Here is a 17192-nt window from a genome sequence, read left to right as displayed (position 1 = left end):
ACCCGTGTCGGGGCGGTCAACCCCGTAACGCCGCCACGGTTTTCGTCAGCAGGTCGGCGGCGAACGCCGGGTCGAGTGCAGCCTGGGCGGCACCCGGATCGGTGACCACGGCGACCACCACGACACGGCCTTCGGCGAAGGCGTAGTACGTGTCGGCGTGTGAACGGGTGGCGGTGCCGCCCTCGACGGTCGTGACCACGTCGGCGGCCATGCCGAGCGTGATGGCGCCGTCGACCGTCGGCGCGTCGAGGCGGCCGACCGTGCCGGAGGTGGGCCCTGACGTCACCGTCCATGCGGCGCAGCCGTCGACGACCGCCGGATCCGGTGCGACCGCGCCGCCCGCCGCGAAGGTGTAGACGATGCCGCCCTCGCCCGACGCCGACCATCCCCGCAGCGAGGCGGGGTCGAGCACAGGATCGGCGAGCGCAGCGCACTGCGGTGGTTCGGCGCTCCACCCGGGGCCGAATCCCCACAGCGCCACCGGGGTCGGCCGGTCGATGAGGTCGGCAACCTCGTAGCCGGGGGGCAATTCGCCGCGGACGCGATCGACCCGCGCCGGGTTGACCACCCCGACCGTCGTGGAGGACGACGGGGTGACGGCGGGTGGCGCCTCGGCCGGCGCGGCACAGGCCGCCAGACACAGCACCGCCGCTGCGAGGGCCGCGTAGTGGCGCACGTCGCCGTTGATACCACAGTTGACGCGCCGGACGGTGCCGAGCGGCCCGCGTCTCCCAAACTCGTTCGGAATCAATTCGATTGATCGCACGTTGACAAGATCAGATATCGAAAGGCACCACGAATGAAGAAGTTGCTGCTCGCCGTGATGGCGGGCGGAGCGATGACCGTACTCACACTCGGGATTCCGGCCGCCTCGGCCGCGCCCGCCGGCGTCGGATCGGCCGAGGACACCGCCGCTGCCCTCGAGCGCAGTGGCTACCAGGTGGTCGTCGACAAAGTCGGCGATCGGCCGCTCGATCAGTGCTCGGTGGCCGCCGTGCAAGCGGGCGGAGGAGCGACCCAGCCGATGAGCTCCGGGCGCCGCGGCGCGCTGCTGCTCACGGCGAAGTGCTGACTCAGGCGGCGTCCTTGGTGTCGTTGTCCGCCGAAGGCGACGGGTCCTTGTCCGGCGCGTCGTCGGACGACGGGGAGGGGTCCGCGGCGTTCGGGCGTTCCTGACGCTGACCGGTCAGCCGCTTCACGAAGTTGCGTAGGTGACTGCCCGGGCGGTGCTCGGAGCGCGGCTTGGGATTCTGCTGCTCGTCGTCGGCGTTGTCGCGTTGCCGGAAGAACGTCTGCAGGTTGCCGTTCGACTGCGGATCGGCTTGCGCCTTCGGCACTTCCGCGTTCGGGGTCTCGGGTGTGCTCCCGGCCGCGGGGAGGGCCGTCAGCTCGGTGGTCCGCTGGGAGTCGGCGCTCTCGGCACCCGCCGCCGGCGAGTCGGGCGCGGCTGTGGTTGCCACTTCCGTCGACGTCGTGGGATCGGGCCGGCCCAGCGGGACGAACCCCACCGGTGTGCCCTCGAGGTCCTCGTCCTCGCCGCCGACGCCGTAGATCCCGGCCGGTTCTGTGCCGAGCGGCCGCTCGCCGGTTTCCTCTTCGATGGCGTCGTCGATGCCGACGGGGATGGAGGCCAGCAGGTTGGCCAGGAACCTCGGGTTGAGCACGGGCACGAGCTGCGCCGGCACCGGCTCGCCGGGGCTGATGTCGCGACGGTATGCGGTCTCGATGATCACACGCAGCGGTGCGTCGATGACCCGCAGCAGCGCACGCGGCACACCGATCCGCTCGAGCGGCATGAGCAGCGGCAGGATGTCCGCGCCGACCATGTAGTAGTGGGTGTCGCCGAACTGCCCCTGATCCTCGTCGACTTCGTCCATGCCGGCGTACGGCATGTCGCCGTGCAGCAGCAGATAGGCGGCGATCGAGTTCAGCGTCGCCAGCAGATTGAGCGGGTAGAGCGGGAAGTCACCGCCGAGGGCGTCGTACTGCTGCGCCACGTCGACGGTCGGCAGATGGCACGTGCCGCGGACACAGCTGTCGGTCGGCGACGCGCCGTCCATGGTCACTCCGAGGATCGGGATCGAGAGCCCGTTGAAACGCATGAGCACACCGCCGTTGGGACGGTTCGGGTTCGACAGGAGCAGGAACGAGACGTCGGGAGTCTCTTCACCGGCGATCCAGTCGTCGCGGTACTCGTCGATCAGCCGCTGCTTCTCCATGGACGCGATGCGGGCACTCTGGGAGTAGCCGACGATCACCCACTCGTCGTTGACCCCGGGTTCGGGGTCGGTCACCACATTCGAGTCACAGCCGGTGGTCATACAGCCGTCGAGGTTGTCCGCACCTTCCTGCACCGAGTCGTCGAACGTCTTGGAGCCGACGACCGGGAAGAACTCCTCCGGCGTGTACACGGCCACCAGGCGGTAGGGCTCGTTCGATTGAGCGTCCCGGTCGCCTTCGGTCGGCTCGAGGTAGTTCTCCTGCATCGCGTCGAGATAGTCCCTCACCCACTGCTCGTCCGCGGTCAACGGATCATTGCTGACGCCGTCGTGATCGGACTGCACCAGCGGATGCTCGGTGCCCCCCATGATGAGCGCGGTGGTGGCCAGCAGTTGGACCATCGACGGCAGCGGTGACGCCAGACCGAATGTGACCGCCGCCGCGACGGCTCCCCCGGCCACGCCCAGCGAACGAAGTTGATTGCGCATACGCGACTTCCCCCATGCAGTAACAGCAATGATTCCCCGGCGCCCAGTGATGACGCGGGTGTCAAGAGACAGCTGCTTCCTGCTGGGCACGACCAGTTTCTCATCGGATTCTCAGGTTGCCAACGGGCAATGGCGAAGTTTTCGGCTACCAGATTCAAGTAGTTGCCGCAGGAAATAACCGACCGCCCGCGACCAGCCACAGCAAGCGAATCTCGCCCGGATTTCGGAATCGGTTCAGAAGCGCCGGCGGACCGTCGCGGAGCCCGACGGCCTCCAATCGAGTTCCAATCATCGCCGGTTAACGTGCCCGGCGATTCGGCCTTCGGCGGGCATTTGCCAGCCGTAGGCTCTGGCCGACATCTCAATCGACGGGAGAACTCATGAGGAATTCACGGCGGGCGAGCGGCGTCGCCATCGCGGCGGTCGCCCTCGGACTGGCACTCGTAGGGTGCGGGTCCGACACCGCCACCGAGCCGAGCACGTCCAAGGAGACGACGTCGAAAGCGACGTCGAAGGCGGAAGCGACCAAGTCCGCTCCCGAGACCTCGCCCGCACCGGCCGAGGGCGCCAACTACACGATCGTGGACTACATCAAGGAGAACCAGATCGTCGAGACGCCGATCCACCGCGGCGATCCGGGCTCGCCGACCCTCGACCTGCCCATCCCGCCCGGATGGGAGGACGCCGGCGCCAACGCACCCGAATGGGCTTGGGGCGCCATCGTGTTCAGCGACCCCGCCGCCGCGGCTGACCCGCCGAGCGTCATCGCGCTGATGTCGAAGCTCACCGGCAACGTCGACCCGGCGAAGATCATCGAATTCGCGCCGAACGAGCTGAAGAACCTCGACGGCTGGGACGGCAGCGACGGGCAGTCCAGCACGATGAGTGGCTTCGACGCCTGGCAGCTGAGCGGCACCTACGTCAAGGACGGCGCCACCCGCTTGATCGGCCAGAAGACCGTCGTGATCCCCGGCCAGGACGGCATGTACGTGCTGCAGCTCAACGCCGACGGCCCAGAAGGGCAGGAGGGGCCGATGATGGACGCGATGAACCTCATCGACGAGCAGACCACCGTCACCCCCTGACGGCGGGCGGTCAGGCGCGGGAGATCGCGGACGCCTCGGCGATCTGCTCGGGCGTCGGTCGCACGCCGGTGTAGCGCTCGAACTGCTCGGCGGCCTGCAGCGCGATCACCTCGGCACCGGTGATGACCGGCACCCCCGCGTCCCTGGCGGCCCTGATCAGCGGGGTCTCGGACGGCATCGCCACCACGTCGAACACCGTCTGGGCCCGTGTGACAGTCGCGGTGTCGAAGGCACTGTCGCGCTCCTCGGGGCCGCCGGCCATGCCCACCGGGGTCACGTTGACGATCACCGCGGCGGTGCGCGACCCGACGTCGCCCGCGTAGCCGTAGCCGAGCCGGTCCGCCAGTGCCGCACCGGTGTCGCGGTTACGCGCCACGATGGTGCCGGTGCCGAAACCCGCGTCCCGGAAAGCGGTTCCGACCGCCGCGGCCATGCCACCGCTGCCCCGGATCAGCACCGGGGCGGCGGGATCGAGCGCGTGATCGGCGATCAGCCGCTGCACCGCAAGGTAATCGGTGTTGGACGCCGTGAGACGCCCGCCGGACACGGTGACGTCGTTGACGATGGTGTTCACCGCGTCGATCGCGCGGGCGGAGGGTTCCACCTCGTCGACGAGGGCCAGCACGTCCTGCTTGAACGGCATCGACACCGAGCAACCGCGGATGCCAAGGGCGCGCACCCCACCGATCGCGGCGACGATGTCCGTGGTGGTGAACGCCTTGTAGATGAAGTCCAGGCCGAGCACGTCGTAGAGATGGTTGTGGAACCGGGTGCCGATGTTGCTGGGCCGGCCGGCCAGCGAGATGCACAACCGGGTGTCCTTGCTCAGCGGTGGTCTGCGTTCGGCGCCGGTCATCCGACCGCCCGGATCACCTGGCGGGTGACGGCGCGGATCTGCTCGACGAGAAGGGGTTTCAGCGACAGTCGGGACGCATCGGGGACGTCGACCACGGTGGTGACCACGCCGAGATCCTCACGGTGCCAGAACGCGCCGAACCGGTCGAGGATCTTGCGCATGGGGAAATTGTCCGACAGCACGCGCGCCGAGAACCGTTGCACACCGTCGTAGGCCGCGGACACGGCGAGCGCCTCCATCAGGAACGTGCCGATCCCGCGACCCTGATAGGCGTCCCCCACCGTGAACGCGACCTCGGCGGTGGTGGGGTCCTGTTCGTCGCGCACGAACCGGGCGTCGGCGACCACCGGCCCGTCGGCGCCGTCGGTCACCACCCACACGAAATGGTCGAGGTAGTCCACCTCGAAGAGGTACGCCATCAGCGTGACCGTGGGGCGACGGACCGACTGGAACCGCCGGTACAGCGTCTCGCTGGAGAACTCGACCGGCCCGTTGATCGTGCGCTCGTTGTCGCCGGGGAGCACCGGACGCAGGAACAGTTCGGTGCCGTCGCGCACCCGCACCGGGATGGGGTCGGTGAAGGCGGCCAGCCGCTGCCGGGCGATGCGCACCAGCTTGGCCATCATCGGCGGCAGGTCGAGCATCGTGGTGAACGCCTCGTGGCCACCCACCCAGCCGGTCAGTTCGTCGATCGCCACCACCGTCGCGGTGCGCGGGGTGTTCCGCAGCAGCGCGATCTCGCCGACGATCATGCCCGGCGCCACCTCGACGACGAGCGGATGGGTGTCGGCGGCCGCGTGGGTGACCTGGGCCCGGCCGGAGCCGATCAGCAGGAAGGACACCGCCTGCTCACCCTGGCGCATGAGGACCTGGCCGGGCGTGGCGGTCAGCGGCCGCAACTGGGCCGCCAGCGGCGCCAGAGCGTCAATGGGGCAGCCGGCAAAGATTTCCAGTGCCGCGAGTTCGTCTACGCGGACGGCTGTCGCACCGGCCACGCCCCGAGGCTACGGGGAAGGCCGACCGTCGTCGAGAGGTGTGCGCACATCTGTCTGGGTGATCGGTACCGCACCGGCGGCCAGCAGCGCCGCCATCGCCTCACCCGGGACGGGCCTCGAGAACAGGAAGCCCTGCGCCCTCGAACACCCGAGATCCATCAGGGTCCTGGCGGCGAACTCGGTCTCGACGCCTTCGGCGACGACGTCGAGGCCGAACGCGTCGGCCAGCGCCATGATCGCCCGGACGATCGCCAGGTCGTGCGGATTGCTGCCCAGGTCGCGGACGAAACCGCGGTCGATCTTGACCGTGTCGACGGGCAGCGACTTGAGGTGCGTCAGCACGCTGTACCCGGTGCCGAAGTCGTCGATCGCGATCTTCACGCCGACGTCGCGCAGGCCGGCCAACGTGTTACGGGTGGCCTCGATGTCCTGTACCACAACGCTTTCGGTGATCTCCAGGCAGAGGTTGCCTGCGTCGAGCCCGCAGTGGTCGAGCGTCGCGGCGACGATGTCGACGAAGCCGTGCGAGACCAGTTGCACCGGTGAGACGTTGACGCGCAACACGAGGTCGAGGCCCAGCCCGTTGCGCCGCCAGCCGGTGAACTCCTCACACGCCATCCGCAGCACCCGGCGCCCGAGCCGGCCGGCCAGGTTGATGGATTCGGCGACGCCGATGAACGCGTCGGGCAGCAGCAGCCCGCGCGTCGGGTGCTGCCATCGCACGAGGGCCTCTGTGGCCAGGATCTCGCCGGTGCGCATGTCGATCTCGGGCAGGTAGTGCAGCACCAGGGCGCCGTCGACGTCGATCACCTCTTCGAGGCGCAGCTCGACGTCGTTGATCAAGGCCTGCTTCTCGGACTGGGCGGGGGTGAGCACCGAGACGTTGTTGCCGCCTGCGCTCTTCGCCGACAGCGCGGCCTGGTCGGCCCAGCGCAGCACGTCGGACGTGCTGTCGCGCCCTGCCACCCCGACGGCGACGCCGATGCTGACGGTGCGGGTGAGCGTCTCGCCGTCGATCACCACCCGCTTCTGCAGCCTCGTCTGCAGTTCCCGGGCGTAGACCTCCGCGCCGTCGGCGTCCATCGACGCGTTCGGCATCACCAGGAATTCGTCGCCGCCGATGCGCGCGAGGGTGGCCGGACCCTCCACCGCTTCGCGCAGGCGATCGGCGAACACCTTGATGAACGCGTCGCCGGCCTTGTGCCCCAGGTAGTCGTTCACCGCCTTGAGCCGGTCGAGGTCGATGAACAGGACGGGCACCGACTCCTCCCGGCCGGAGGCCAGCCGCCGGTCCAGGTGCTCGGTGAGCGAGCGGCGGTTCAGCAGGCCGGTCAGGTCGTCGCGCTCGGCCAGGAAGTGCAGCTGCTCCTCGGCCACGATGCGGGCCTGCAGCTGCGCGAACAGGGTGGCGATGGTCTGCAGCGCGTTGAGCTCCTCCGGCGTCCATTCGCGATCGCCGAACTTGACGAATCCCAAAGTGCCGGTTGTGGTCTCACCGGACAGCAACGGCACACAGGCCATCGAGCTGGCCGGCACCGCGGTACCCTCCTCGATCCGGCGCTGGTAGTCGTCGTTCGCCGGCTCGGGCCGCATCACCAGCGGGGTCTTGAGGTGCTCCGCCGCCGCGAACACCGGGTCGGCGTCGACGAAGTGCACAACCCCGATCGGATCGGGGTCCGGGATGTACGGCCGGGGCGGCCACTGCGCGATGAGTTTGGTGGCATGGATGGTGTGGTCGTTGTGGCGCAGGAAGCTGATGTCGACACCGAGCTGCCCGACCAGGATCTCCAGCACCCGTTCGCTGCTGCGCACGACCGACGTGACGTTCGCCGCCATGAGTTCGGCGGCGACCGAGGTGACGACCTCCTCGAGTGTGCGCGACACGTGTCAAACCTTACGACAGCGCGTTCACCGGGACAGTGCCCGAACACGGTCGAGACTGCGCCTGCTCCGCACCGATGCCGGACCCGTGGCGGCCAGTCGCAGAAGCAGGACGACGGCGTCGTCAGGGCCGGTGCCGGCCAGCCGCGCGAAGTCCGATGCCAGGCCGGCGAGCTCGTCGGCGAACTGCGGTGACAGGCCCCGCAGTTCGTCGTGGGACCGGGCGTACAGGAACACCGGCGAGACCGGCTGCACGCCGAGCCCGTGCGTTTGTGCGGCGACCCACACCGCCTCCATCGCCTCCCCTCCCGCCGCGTAGTCGCGCAGGCTGTGGCCCGCCACGGTCACCACCGCGAGTGCGCAGCTCGCCCGCACCCGGTCGTAGGTGTCCTCGCCGAGTGCGCCGCCCGCCCCCCAGTCCGCCAGGTGAGCCATCACCTCGGGCCGTCGGAGGATGTCGAGCACGGCGAGGTCACCGGCGTCCATCTCGAGGCTGCGCACGTCGATGCCCTCGTCGAAGTCCGGGTCGCCAGGCCAGCGGAGCTCGGAGATCATCTCGGCGTGCAGCCGCGGGGTCAGGTACCGGGTGCGGTCGGCGGCGGCGAGAATGCCTGCGGCGTCTGCGAGTTCGGCGTCGGTGGTGAGCAACCGCAGGGTGGCGCCGTGGCGGGTGGCGGTCGCGCGCAGTGCCTCTGCGGTGGCGGGGTCGAGGGGGCCGGGCGTGCCGTGGTGACGGTTGCTCTCGCGGGCGAGCATGGGACGGTACAGCGCCGCCAGGTCGGCGTCACTGTCGTCGCCGAGCCGCAGCGTCGCCTGAAGCGGGACCCCGTCGGTGTGCTCGGTCACGGCGACGGGGCCGAGCACGTCGTGCGCGGCGGCCGCGACCCTGGCGTTGAACAGCGCAGCGCCCAGCGCGACGGCGCTGCCGCGGTGCCCGACATCCATCGCCGAGGTGTGTTCGGAGGCAACACGAATGGTGAGCGCTTCGTGGGTGACGTCGATGCGCCACGGCTGCACGTTGCCGCCCGACGGCGCCCGGATCGCGGCGGCGGCGAGCACGCCGGTCAGGCCCGGCAGGTCGGCGTCGTCCTGATCGGGCGGCGGCTCGGGGGCTTGCCGCGCCATCTCGGGTTCGGCGAGGCGGTCGAGCGCGCCGCTGACGTCGATGCGCACCCGCCCGGACCGCAGCTCCTCGCCGAGCCCGATCCGGCGAACCGCCTCGGCCAGCGCCGTGGCGCCCAGCGCGACATCGCCTGCGAGCTGCGGCCACGTGGAGATCGACCGGTCGACCTCCACCAGTGACGCCGCGGTGCGCGATGACAACCGCGACGCCTCGAGGTGGCGCAGGATGTGCGGCACCTTGTCGCGGCTGCTCATTCCCGGCAGCAGCGACACGTCGAGTTCGCCGAGCAGTCCGTGCAGGATCGGGCGCTGCGGTTCCAGGTCGAACCGCTCGACGTCGATCAGCCCGCGGTCGCTGGTGGCCATCACGACGGGGATACCGCGCGCACGCGCGCCGAGCCGGAGCACCGCCTTCATGTCGAGCGAATCACATTCCTCGACAACGACGTCCAGCCCGTCGAGGAACTCGTCGACGGTGTCGGTGGTGAGCCCCGCCTCGAAGACGCGGACCGGCAGGTACGGGTCCACCTCGGCGATCCGGCGGGCCGCGACGTGAGCCTTGTTCACGCCGAGGTCGAGCACCGTGGCGGGCACCCGGTTCAGGTTGGACAGCTCGAGGCCGTCGAAGTCGGCGAGGTGCAGTTGCCCGCAGAGCCCCTGGGCGGCGAGCGTGTGGGCGATGACGTGTCCGACACTGAGTCCGGCCACGCCGATGCGCAGGGCGCCGAGCCGCTGCTGCTCCGCGGCGGTGATGATGTTGCGGTTGCGGTCGAGCCGCACGGCGCGAAAGGCCTTCGGTCCCAGGACGGCGACCACGCTGCGTCGCCACGGGAAGTACGCCCACCGGCCGGGTTCGTCGAGCACGGCCGCGTCGGGCGCGGGCCGCAGCCGGTGCAGATCGTCGAGTTGCTGGCCGCGCCGGTCGAGGAACTCGATGCGGGGGTCGGCGCGCAGCCGGTCGAGCATCGCGCGGTCAGCGGAGTCCTCGGGGTTCAGGAGGTGGGCGGCGTAGATGTTGAGGCCGTCGTCGTCGACGCTCATCGGGACACCCCTGGCTCGCGGTGCCGGACCCGGGCCCAGATGTGGTCGTCGGCGACCATGGTGAACGGTACGGCGACCGGGAAGTCGTCACCCACAGACGTGACCTCGACGCGCCGGATGAAGGTGGCCAGCCCGAGAGTCGCCTCCAGCATGGCGAAGTGGTCGCCGATACAGGACCTCGGGCCGCCGCCGAACGGCACGTACTGCCAGCGATCCCGGCTCTTCATCGCCTCGGGCGTGAACCGGTCGGGGTCGAAGGTCAGCGGGTCGTCCCACAGCGTGGGGTCGCGCTGCACGGCCATCCGGCCGAAGATCAGCATGGTGCCGCGCTCGACCCGGAAGCCGCCCACCTCGACGTCGCGTGTCGCCATTCTCGAGCCGGTGGGGCCGGGCGGGCACAGCCGCAGCGCCTCGCGCAGCACCTGCACCGTGTACGGCAGGTCGGCGATGTCGCCGGGTTCGAGTTCCCGGCCGGGCAGCGCGTCCACCTCGGCGGCCACCCGCTTCTGGATGTCGGGGTTGCGGCCCAGCTGCCACATGGCATAGGTCAGCGTCGTCGCGGTGGTGTCGTGCCCGGCGAACAGGAACACGATGAGTTCCTCGGCGATCTCGCGGTCCGACAGGGTCTGCCCGGTCTCGGGATCCGTCGCGGCGATCAATGCCTGGACCAGTGGAGCGTCGGTGGTGGGGTCGGCGCGGCAGGTGCGCAGGATCTCGCGGGCCAGGCGGTGCAGCGTCGCGCTGGCCGCCCTGGCCTGCCGTTGCCGTCGAGTGGGCAGCCATGCCGGCGTCCGCACCGGCTTCAGCGCGCGGTCCGCGACGTAGGTGACGGCGATCCGCAGCGGGTCGGCGACCTCGTCGGTGTGATCGGTGAGGTCGCGACCGAGCACCGAGTGACCCAGCGCGCGCAGGGTGAGTGTGCGGCACTCCGCGTCGAGATCGATGGTGGCGCCGTCGCGCCAGGTCGACGCCACCGACTCGGCGGCCGCCGACATGTGCCCGCCGAAGCGGCGGACCTGCTGCTTGGTGAACACGGGCTGCAGGGTGCGTCGTCGCGGCAGCCAGGCCTCGTGCGGCAGATCGAACAGGTTGCCGCCGATCACCCGGCAGAACTCGGTGAACACCCGGGTGGTCTTGTCTATCGACCCGTCCTTGTTGCTGAGGATGTCGCGGATGCCCTGCGGCGAGGTGACCGCGACGACCGGGGGCATCAGCCACCGCGGGCCGACGGTGAACCGGGTGACCGGGCCGCCGGCGTCGCGCAGCTGCTCGATACCGGTGTGGAAGGTCCTCAGGGCGCGCACCCGTTGCGAGAAGGGCAGTGGATTGTCGGGCACCGGTGGCAGCGACGCCAGCCGGGCCGACGACTGATCAGCCACGCTCGACCCTTTCCATCGCACACCGAAACGCATACCGGAAGGCATGCGGCACAGCGGATCCCGAGACTCCGGGCCGGAGCGACGAGAGATGACCCGACCTGAGCTTAGCAGGGCTAATTCTTCGCGTTTCAACTATTCAGGACACGCGTCAATATTGTCTCGCGTGACTCACCAACACAGTGCGGTATTGGGGCATTCCCAGGCGAAGGGAGCGGAGTGCGACCGCTGACTACAGTCGTCGCCTCCTACGACAGCTGCCGGACGACCTCTTCCAATGGCTGCGAGGACGTTCCGATGTCGCCGAGGAACGGGTGCGAGAGTTCCATCACCAGGAACAGGTTCACCGCCACCAGCACGCCCAGGATCGCCACCATCGAGTAGTGCGTCGAGGGTTTCTCGACGTCGTAGATGATCGCGCACAGCAGCAGCAGGGCACTCGTCAGCCAGATGACCGCCCACAGCGACCATGGCGGGCCGACATCGGTGCGCGCCTGCAGCACCCGCTGCGTCCGGGCCTGACTGAGGCTGTCGAGATCGCTGAAAGAGCTTGAGAGCAAGGTCTTCTGCGTATCGGTGCGGGCCTGGACGCCTTCATACGCCGCATAGAGGCGCGTCAGAGCCTCGTCGGCCTCGGGGTAGGACCGTCCCCTGGCATTCTCGTTCCACTCGACCACCGCCGCCTGGTGGTACTCGAGCAGCGCCGTGCGGATCCGGTCGCTGTCCGGCTGGTCGAACGCCGTGGCGTATCTGGCGAGCTGCACGCCCGCCGCGCCTTCGGTCCGCGCTCTTCCGTCCGCGTCGCCGATCTGCCCCCACATTGCGGAGACGACGAAGCCGAGGAAAAAGGCGAAGACGAACCCGACCACCCCGAACGCGAATCTGATCACGTCGTTGTGCTCTTCGCCGTTGAGGCTGGGGAACTTCCGGCGCACCAGTGTCTGGACGAGCACCGCCCCGCCGGCGACGACCACGATGAGGCCCAGCAGCAGCAACCACGAGGGAAGGTTGCTCACCAGCCACAGACTGACCATTCGGCTCTCCTAGCACTGCACCGGGCGCGGCTTGTCGACTCTAAGCGTGGTCATGCGAATGCGAGTGACGCGGGAGGAATCAAAGGCCCTCGACGGCGATTCCCTTACGGCAACCCGTCTGACCTGCACATACTCTGTGGAGCTAAGGGGAATCGAACCCCTGACCTTCTCGATGCGAACGAGACGCGCTACCAACTGCGCTATAGCCCCTTGCGGAACGAAAGGCTACCAGTCGCGCCGCGAGTGCCGAAAATCGACTACTGGCCCGCAGCGCGCGGGAGGTCGTAGTGCCGCGCGAACGTCGTGTAGTCGAGGTGCTCGAACGCCGGATCCTCGTCGTCGATCTCCAGCACCGCCGCACCCGGCCGCCGCAACCGAGCCGGGACCACGTCGAGTTTGTGATCCTCGGCGTTCTCCACACCGAGCCGCGACCGCATCATCCGCTGCGCCCGCCGGCGTCGCAGTCGTTGCTCGATGCGGGTCTGGCGGCGCAGGTACATGAGGTACATCAGGGTGACGGAACCGATGATCGCGCACGGCCACCACGCCCACGGCGCGACGAGATACGCGGCGGCGGCCGTCGCCACGATCGCCACGGCCATCGACACCAGCATGCGCATGCGGAACCGGTACTTGCGCGCGCTGACCGCGGCCGCGGTCTTCGACTCGTTCCTGCGCCGGCGGGCAGCGCTCATCGAGTCGGCGACGTGCAGGTCTGATTCCGACGGCGCTTCCAGGCCGGAAGAGTCGGCGACGTACTCGTATTCGTCGTCGGTGCCGTCGTCCTCGTCGTCGTCGGTGTCGTCGGTCTCGTCTTCGAGGGCTTCGTCCTCGACGGCCCCGTCCTCGGCCACGACTTCGACGTCTTCGTCTTCGTCTTCGTCTTCGTCTTCGTCTTCGTCCTCGAGAGCTTCGTCATCGAGGGCTTCGTCTTCGGCCACCGGCTCAGGGGCGTTGAACTCCAACGGCAGCTCGGGTTCGTCGAATACGGATCCGCCCACCGGCAGTGCGCCGGATGCCTCGTCGACGACGTCGACGTCGAGGTAGTCGGGTTCGTCGGTCACGACGGTGGCGGCCGCGAGCACCATCGCGCGCTGCGGCCGGGCCTCTTGTTCGTCGAGGTCGTCGAGTGCGTCCTCGTCGAGGCCGTTCTCGTCGGGCCGCCAGTGCGGGTCACTGTTGTGGCCGGCGGCCGGGCCGCTGCGACGCAGTTTCGAGCGGCGCCCGGTGTCGAGCACCCGCGTGGCCAGCGCCACGTCGCTGGTGCGGCGAACCGCGTCGCGCTTGCTGATCAACATCGGAACCAACACGAAGAGCCAGAGCACGACGAGAGAGATCCACAGGAGAGATTGGGGGATGCTTGGCATGACGCCGGCTCCTTTCCCCGTTCAGGCTAGGTCCGTGACCAGCGCGTCCGGGGATGACGCGCCGAGGACAATTACACACCTGTAATTCGCAGGATACAAGCACCACGAGTAACACGTGTCACACGCGTCACGGATTCGCCGGCGAAAGTGGCAGCGGCCTCTCCGTCAGGCCCACTGCGCGCGGCCGCTGCGCACCAGCGCGGCCGCCGCCGTCCCCTTCATCTCCTCGATGGTGATCGCCACCAGGAGGTGGTCCCGCCAGGCACCGTCGACCTCGAGGTAGCGCTTGAGCAGCCCCTCCTGACGGAAGCCCACCTTGCCCAGCACCGCGCGACTGGCGGCGTTCTCCGGGCGAACCGTCGCCTCGACACGGTGCAGCATCACCTGGCCGAAGCAGTGGTCGAGTCCGAGCGCCAAGGCCGCGGTCGCCACTCCCCCGCCCGTGCGCTGGCTTGTCACCCAGTAACCGATCCACGCCGACCGCAGCGCGCCGTGGGTGACGTTGCCGATCGTCAGCTGTCCGGCGAACTGGCCGTCGACTTCGATCACGTACGGCAGCATCCGGCCCCTGCGGGCTTCGGCACGCAGACTCGAGCAGACCGTGGGCCACGCCGAGAGTGCGTGCCGCACTTGCCAATCCACCGCCGCCGTCGGCTCCCACGGCTCGAGCTGTGTCCGGTCGGCCAACCGCAACCGGCTCCATTGGGCGGCGTCGCGCAGCCGGATCGGTCGCAGCCGCACCACCCCGGCGGGCACCTGCAACGGCCCTGCCGGCGTCGGCCAGCCCGGATGCATCGGACTCGCACGCAGGAAACTCATCGCCCGCCGGTCAGCCGCGCTGCGCCAGGAATGCCACGTCGACGACCTCGCCGGTACGGACCTCCTCGGTGTCGGCCGGCACCGTCACCAGACAGTTCGCCTCCGCCAGCGTTGCGAGCAGATGCGACGACGAACCCGGGGCGCCGCCGAGCGCCTGCACCAGGTACTCACCGGTGTCCTGGTCGCGCATCAACTGACCGCGCAGGAATCCCTTGCGGCCGGGCACCGACGTGATCGGCGACAGCGTGCGGGCAGGCACCACGCGGCGCATCGGCGCGCGCTTCCCCAGCGAGAGCCGGATCAGCGGCCGCACCATCACCTCGAACACCACCAGGGCGCTCACCGGGTTGGCCGGCAGCAGGAAGACCGGGACACCGTCGCGGCCCAACTGGCCGAAGCCCTGCACCGACCCGGGGTGCATGGCGATGCGGGTCACCTCCATCTCGCCGAGCTCGGAGAGCACGGCACGCACCTGTTCGGCAGCCACACCGCCCACTGCGCCGGCGATCACCACCACCTCGGCCCGGTTGAGCTGTCCCTCGACGATCTGCCGCAACTCCGCGGGATCGGTGGTGTCGACGATGCCGACCCGGTTCACCTCGGCGCCTGCGTCGCGCGCGGCGGCGGCGAGCGCATACGAGTTGACGTCGTAGACCTGCCCGTTGCCCGGCGTGCGGGAGATGTCGACCAGTTCGCCGCCCACGCACATGATCGACAGCCGCGGCCGTGGGTGGACGAGCACACGCTCGCGGCCCACCGCGGCGAGCAGGCCGACCTGCGCGGCGCCGATGATCGTGCCCGCGCGTACGGCGACGTCACCGGGTTGCACGTCGTCGCCGGTGCGGCGCACATAGGCGCCCGATCGGACCCCGCGCAGCACCCGCACCCGGTTCTTGCCGCCGTCGGTCCACCGCAGCGGAAGCACCGCATCGGCGAGGGTGGGCATCGGCGCGCCGGTCTGCACGCGTGCGGCCTGGCGAGGCTGCAGCCGGCTGGGCGTGCGCGCCCCCGCCTCGATCTCCGCCATCACCGGCAGGCTGACCTCGCGCTCGCCGTCCTCGTCGTCGGCGCCGGGCCGATCACCGAGGCCGAGCCCCAGCACGTCGACGCTGCGCACCGCGTAGCCGTCGATCGCGGCCTGGTCGAACCCCGGCATCGGCCGTTCGGTCACGACCTCCTCGGCGCACATCAGGCCCTGCGACTCGGCGATCGCCACCCGAACCGGACGGGGCGCCACCGCGGCGGCGGCCACCCGGGCCTGCTGCTCCTCAACCGAACGCACAACACGCCTTTCTGCCATCCGCGGGCCGTGCCGCGCAGCAGTGCTCGCCTACGGTCGGGTCAGCCCTAGTCGTTCGATCAACCACTCCCGCAGTTCGGGACCGTAGTCGTCGCGTTCCAACGCAAAGTCAACCGCAGCCTTGAGGTAGCCGCCGGGATTTCCCAGGTCGTGTCGAGATCCGCGATGCACGACCACGTGCACGGGATGGCCCTCCTCGATCAGCAGCGCGATCGCGTCGGCGATCTGGATCTCGCCGCCCGCCCCGGGTTCGACCCGTCGCAGCGCGTCGAAGATCGCCCGGTCCAGCACGTAGCGGCCGGCGGCGGCGTAGGGCGACGGCGCGTCCTCCGCCTTGGGTTTCTCGACCATGCCCTTGACCCGCAGCACGTCGGGGTTGGCGGCGTCGGGCACGGTCTCGACGTCGAAGACGCCGTAGGCGCTGATCTTCTCGGGCTCGACCTCGATGGCACACAACACGGATCCGCCCCGCTTCGCGCGCACCTTCGACATCGACTCCAGCACCCCGGTGGGCAGCACGAGGTCGTCGGGCAGCAGCACCGCGATGGCGTCCTCGCCGGGTCCGAGCACCTGCTCGACGCAGCCGATCGCGTGGCCGAGGCCGAGCGGCTCTTCTTGCACCACCGACTCGACCTTGATGAGTTCGGGTGCGCGACGGACCTTTTCGAGCATCTTGTCCTTGCCGCGCTCCTCGAGCGTGCTCTCGAGCACCAAATCCTCGACGAAGTGCGCGACGACGCCGTCCTTGCCCTCGGAGGTGATGATGATCAGCCGGTCGGCGCCCGCCTCGGCGGCCTCGGCGGCCACCAGCTCGATGCCCGGTGTGTCGACCACCGGCAGCAGCTCCTTGGGCACGGTCTTGGTGGCCGGCAGGAATCGCGTTCCCAGCCCCGCGGCGGGCACGACCGCGGTGGACGGGATGGGCACCTCGGGACGAGTCACGCTGACACACTAGCCGCGTCCGCGCCGTTGAAACCCTGCCGGATGTCCTCGGATGTCATGGTGGACACGTGCCCACCGCGTCCAAGGCCGAGCTGCGCGCCCGGATCCTTTCGGCTCGCCGCGCCGTGCCCGCAGCGGTGCACGACGCCGAGGCGCACGCGCTGACAGGCCATCTCCTGACGCTGGTCGCCGCGGGCCAGACGGTGTGCGCGTACGTGCCGGTCGGCTCGGAGCCGGGATCGGTCGCGACGATCGATGCCCTGGCGGCACTCGGGGTGCGGGTGCTCCTCCCGGTGGCCCGGCAGGACTCCGCGGGTGTTCCGCTGCCGCTGAACTGGGGCGAGTATCGGATGGACGGCCTGGTCGAAGCGCGATATGGGCTGCGTGAGCCGGCGCCGCCGTGGCTGCCCGCCGACGCCGTCGCGACCGCGGCGCTGGTGCTGGTGCCCGCCCTCGCCGTCGACCGCACCGGGACGAGGCTGGGCCGTGGCGCCGGCTTCTACGACCGGACGCTGCCGCTGGCCGACCCGGCAGCCCGGCTCGCGGCAGTGGTCCGTGACGACGAGCTGGTGGACCGGCTGCCCGCCGAACCCCACGATGTGCGGATGACGCATGCCCTCACGCCGCGGGGCGGACTCACCGCGCTCGGCTGAGTGCAATCCCGCC

Annotated in this window: 15 protein-coding genes and 1 tRNA gene; 3 read left to right on the top strand and 13 right to left on the bottom strand. The window is 69.7% G+C overall.

Annotated elements, in window-relative coordinates; genetic code table 11:
• Nucleotides 1–16: 16 nt before the first annotated feature.
• Entirely contained in the window at nt 17–676 is a 660-nt protein-coding gene (locus ACPCHZ_RS09675; RefSeq protein WP_423484514.1) for a DUF5642 family protein, read from the bottom strand.
• Nucleotides 677–799: 123 nt separating this feature from the next.
• Here ACPCHZ_RS09675 and ACPCHZ_RS09670 point away from each other — a divergent pair, with 123 nt between their 5' ends.
• Nucleotides 800–1072: a hypothetical protein gene (locus ACPCHZ_RS09670; RefSeq protein ID WP_423484513.1), complete on the top strand. Its 273-nt coding sequence runs from the start codon at nt 800–802 to the stop codon at nt 1070–1072.
• Nucleotide 1073: 1 nt separating this feature from the next.
• On the opposite strand, the gene ACPCHZ_RS09665 is transcribed toward ACPCHZ_RS09670, so the two are convergent.
• Complete coding sequence (locus ACPCHZ_RS09665; RefSeq protein ID WP_423484512.1) at nt 1074–2708, bottom strand: PE-PPE domain-containing protein; 1635 nt, start codon at nt 2706–2708, stop codon at nt 1074–1076.
• A 380-nt stretch (nt 2709–3088) separates the two neighbouring features.
• On the opposite strand from ACPCHZ_RS09665, the gene ACPCHZ_RS09660 reads away from it, so the two are divergent.
• Nucleotides 3089–3793, top strand: a complete 705-nt coding sequence (locus ACPCHZ_RS09660) for an LpqN/LpqT family lipoprotein (protein ID WP_423484511.1) — start codon at nt 3089–3091, stop codon at nt 3791–3793.
• Between the two features lie 10 nt (nt 3794–3803).
• Here ACPCHZ_RS09660 and ACPCHZ_RS09655 read toward each other — a convergent pair whose 3' ends face one another.
• From ACPCHZ_RS09655 to ACPCHZ_RS09605, 11 genes are all read right to left on the bottom strand, one after another.
• Nucleotides 3804–4649, bottom strand: a complete 846-nt coding sequence (locus tag ACPCHZ_RS09655; protein WP_423484510.1) for a shikimate 5-dehydrogenase — start codon at nt 4647–4649, stop codon at nt 3804–3806.
• Nucleotides 4646–5644, bottom strand: a complete 999-nt coding sequence (locus tag ACPCHZ_RS09650) for a GNAT family N-acetyltransferase (protein ID WP_423484509.1) — start codon at nt 5642–5644, stop codon at nt 4646–4648. Before ACPCHZ_RS09650 ends, ACPCHZ_RS09655 begins: the two co-directional genes overlap by 4 nt.
• Before the next feature lie 9 nt (nt 5645–5653).
• On the bottom strand, nt 5654–7528 hold the full coding sequence (locus ACPCHZ_RS09645) for a putative bifunctional diguanylate cyclase/phosphodiesterase (protein ID WP_423484508.1): 1875 nt from the start codon (nt 7526–7528) through the stop codon (nt 5654–5656).
• A gap of 24 nt (nt 7529–7552) precedes the next feature.
• Nucleotides 7553–9688 carry an Rv1355c family protein gene (locus ACPCHZ_RS09640; protein ID WP_423484507.1) on the bottom strand — a complete coding sequence of 712 codons (2136 nt, stop codon included), beginning with the start codon at nt 9686–9688 and terminating at the stop codon, nt 7553–7555.
• Nucleotides 9685–11100 (bottom strand): cytochrome P450, encoded by a 1416-nt coding sequence (locus ACPCHZ_RS09635; protein WP_423484699.1) that lies wholly within the window; start codon nt 11098–11100, stop codon nt 9685–9687. The genes ACPCHZ_RS09640 and ACPCHZ_RS09635 overlap by 4 nt, the downstream gene beginning before the upstream one ends.
• A gap of 212 nt (nt 11101–11312) precedes the next feature.
• On the bottom strand, nt 11313–12098 hold the full coding sequence (locus ACPCHZ_RS09630) for a hypothetical protein (RefSeq protein WP_423484506.1): 786 nt from the start codon (nt 12096–12098) through the stop codon (nt 11313–11315).
• A gap of 137 nt (nt 12099–12235) precedes the next feature.
• Nucleotides 12236–12308: transfer RNA gene (locus ACPCHZ_RS09625), tRNA-Ala, on the bottom strand.
• Between the two features lie 47 nt (nt 12309–12355).
• Nucleotides 12356–13465, bottom strand: a complete 1110-nt coding sequence (gene glpR / locus ACPCHZ_RS09620; protein WP_423484505.1) for a gephyrin-like molybdotransferase receptor GlpR — start codon at nt 13463–13465, stop codon at nt 12356–12358.
• 165 nt (nt 13466–13630) lie between these two features.
• Complete coding sequence (locus ACPCHZ_RS09615; RefSeq protein ID WP_423484504.1) at nt 13631–14284, bottom strand: GNAT family N-acetyltransferase; 654 nt, start codon at nt 14282–14284, stop codon at nt 13631–13633.
• Nucleotides 14285–14294: 10 nt separating this feature from the next.
• On the bottom strand, nt 14295–15566 hold the full coding sequence (glp, locus tag ACPCHZ_RS09610) for a gephyrin-like molybdotransferase Glp (protein WP_423484503.1): 1272 nt from the start codon (nt 15564–15566) through the stop codon (nt 14295–14297).
• 48 nt (nt 15567–15614) lie between these two features.
• Nucleotides 15615–16526, bottom strand: a complete 912-nt coding sequence (locus tag ACPCHZ_RS09605; RefSeq protein WP_423484502.1) for a UTP--glucose-1-phosphate uridylyltransferase — start codon at nt 16524–16526, stop codon at nt 15615–15617.
• Between the two features lie 68 nt (nt 16527–16594).
• Here ACPCHZ_RS09605 and ACPCHZ_RS09600 point away from each other — a divergent pair, with 68 nt between their 5' ends.
• Nucleotides 16595–17179, top strand: coding sequence for a 5-formyltetrahydrofolate cyclo-ligase (locus ACPCHZ_RS09600; protein ID WP_423484501.1), 585 nt, complete (start codon nt 16595–16597; stop codon nt 17177–17179).
• The last annotated feature ends 13 nt before the right edge of the window (nt 17180–17192 follow it).

The sequence above is a fragment of the Mycobacterium sp. NPDC050041 genome (genome assembly GCF_049541695.1).
Lineage (GTDB): Bacteria > Actinomycetota > Actinomycetes > Mycobacteriales > Mycobacteriaceae > Mycobacterium.
Note: the sequence above shows the minus strand (reverse complement) of the source record. Positions and strands in the feature narration are given on the sequence as shown.

Excerpts from the sequence above, each read along its gene's own strand:
- ACPCHZ_RS09670 (WP_423484513.1), top strand. The coding sequence starts at position 800 with ATGAAGAAGTTGCTGCTCGCCGTGATGGCGGGCGGAGCGATGACCGTA.
- ACPCHZ_RS09665 (WP_423484512.1), bottom strand. The coding sequence starts at position 2,708 with ATGCGCAATCAACTTCGTTCGCTGGGCGTGGCCGGGGGAGCCGTCGCG.
- ACPCHZ_RS09660 (WP_423484511.1), top strand. The coding sequence starts at position 3,089 with ATGAGGAATTCACGGCGGGCGAGCGGCGTCGCCATCGCGGCGGTCGCC.
- ACPCHZ_RS09655 (WP_423484510.1), bottom strand. The coding sequence starts at position 4,649 with ATGACCGGCGCCGAACGCAGACCACCGCTGAGCAAGGACACCCGGTTG.
- ACPCHZ_RS09640 (WP_423484507.1), bottom strand. The coding sequence starts at position 9,688 with ATGAGCGTCGACGACGACGGCCTCAACATCTACGCCGCCCACCTCCTG.
- ACPCHZ_RS09635 (WP_423484699.1), bottom strand. The coding sequence starts at position 11,100 with ATGCGTTTCGGTGTGCGATGGAAAGGGTCGAGCGTGGCTGATCAGTCG.
- ACPCHZ_RS09630 (WP_423484506.1), bottom strand. The coding sequence starts at position 12,098 with ATGGTCAGTCTGTGGCTGGTGAGCAACCTTCCCTCGTGGTTGCTGCTG.
- glpR (WP_423484505.1), bottom strand. The coding sequence starts at position 13,465 with ATGCCAAGCATCCCCCAATCTCTCCTGTGGATCTCTCTCGTCGTGCTC.
- ACPCHZ_RS09615 (WP_423484504.1), bottom strand. The coding sequence starts at position 14,284 with ATGAGTTTCCTGCGTGCGAGTCCGATGCATCCGGGCTGGCCGACGCCG.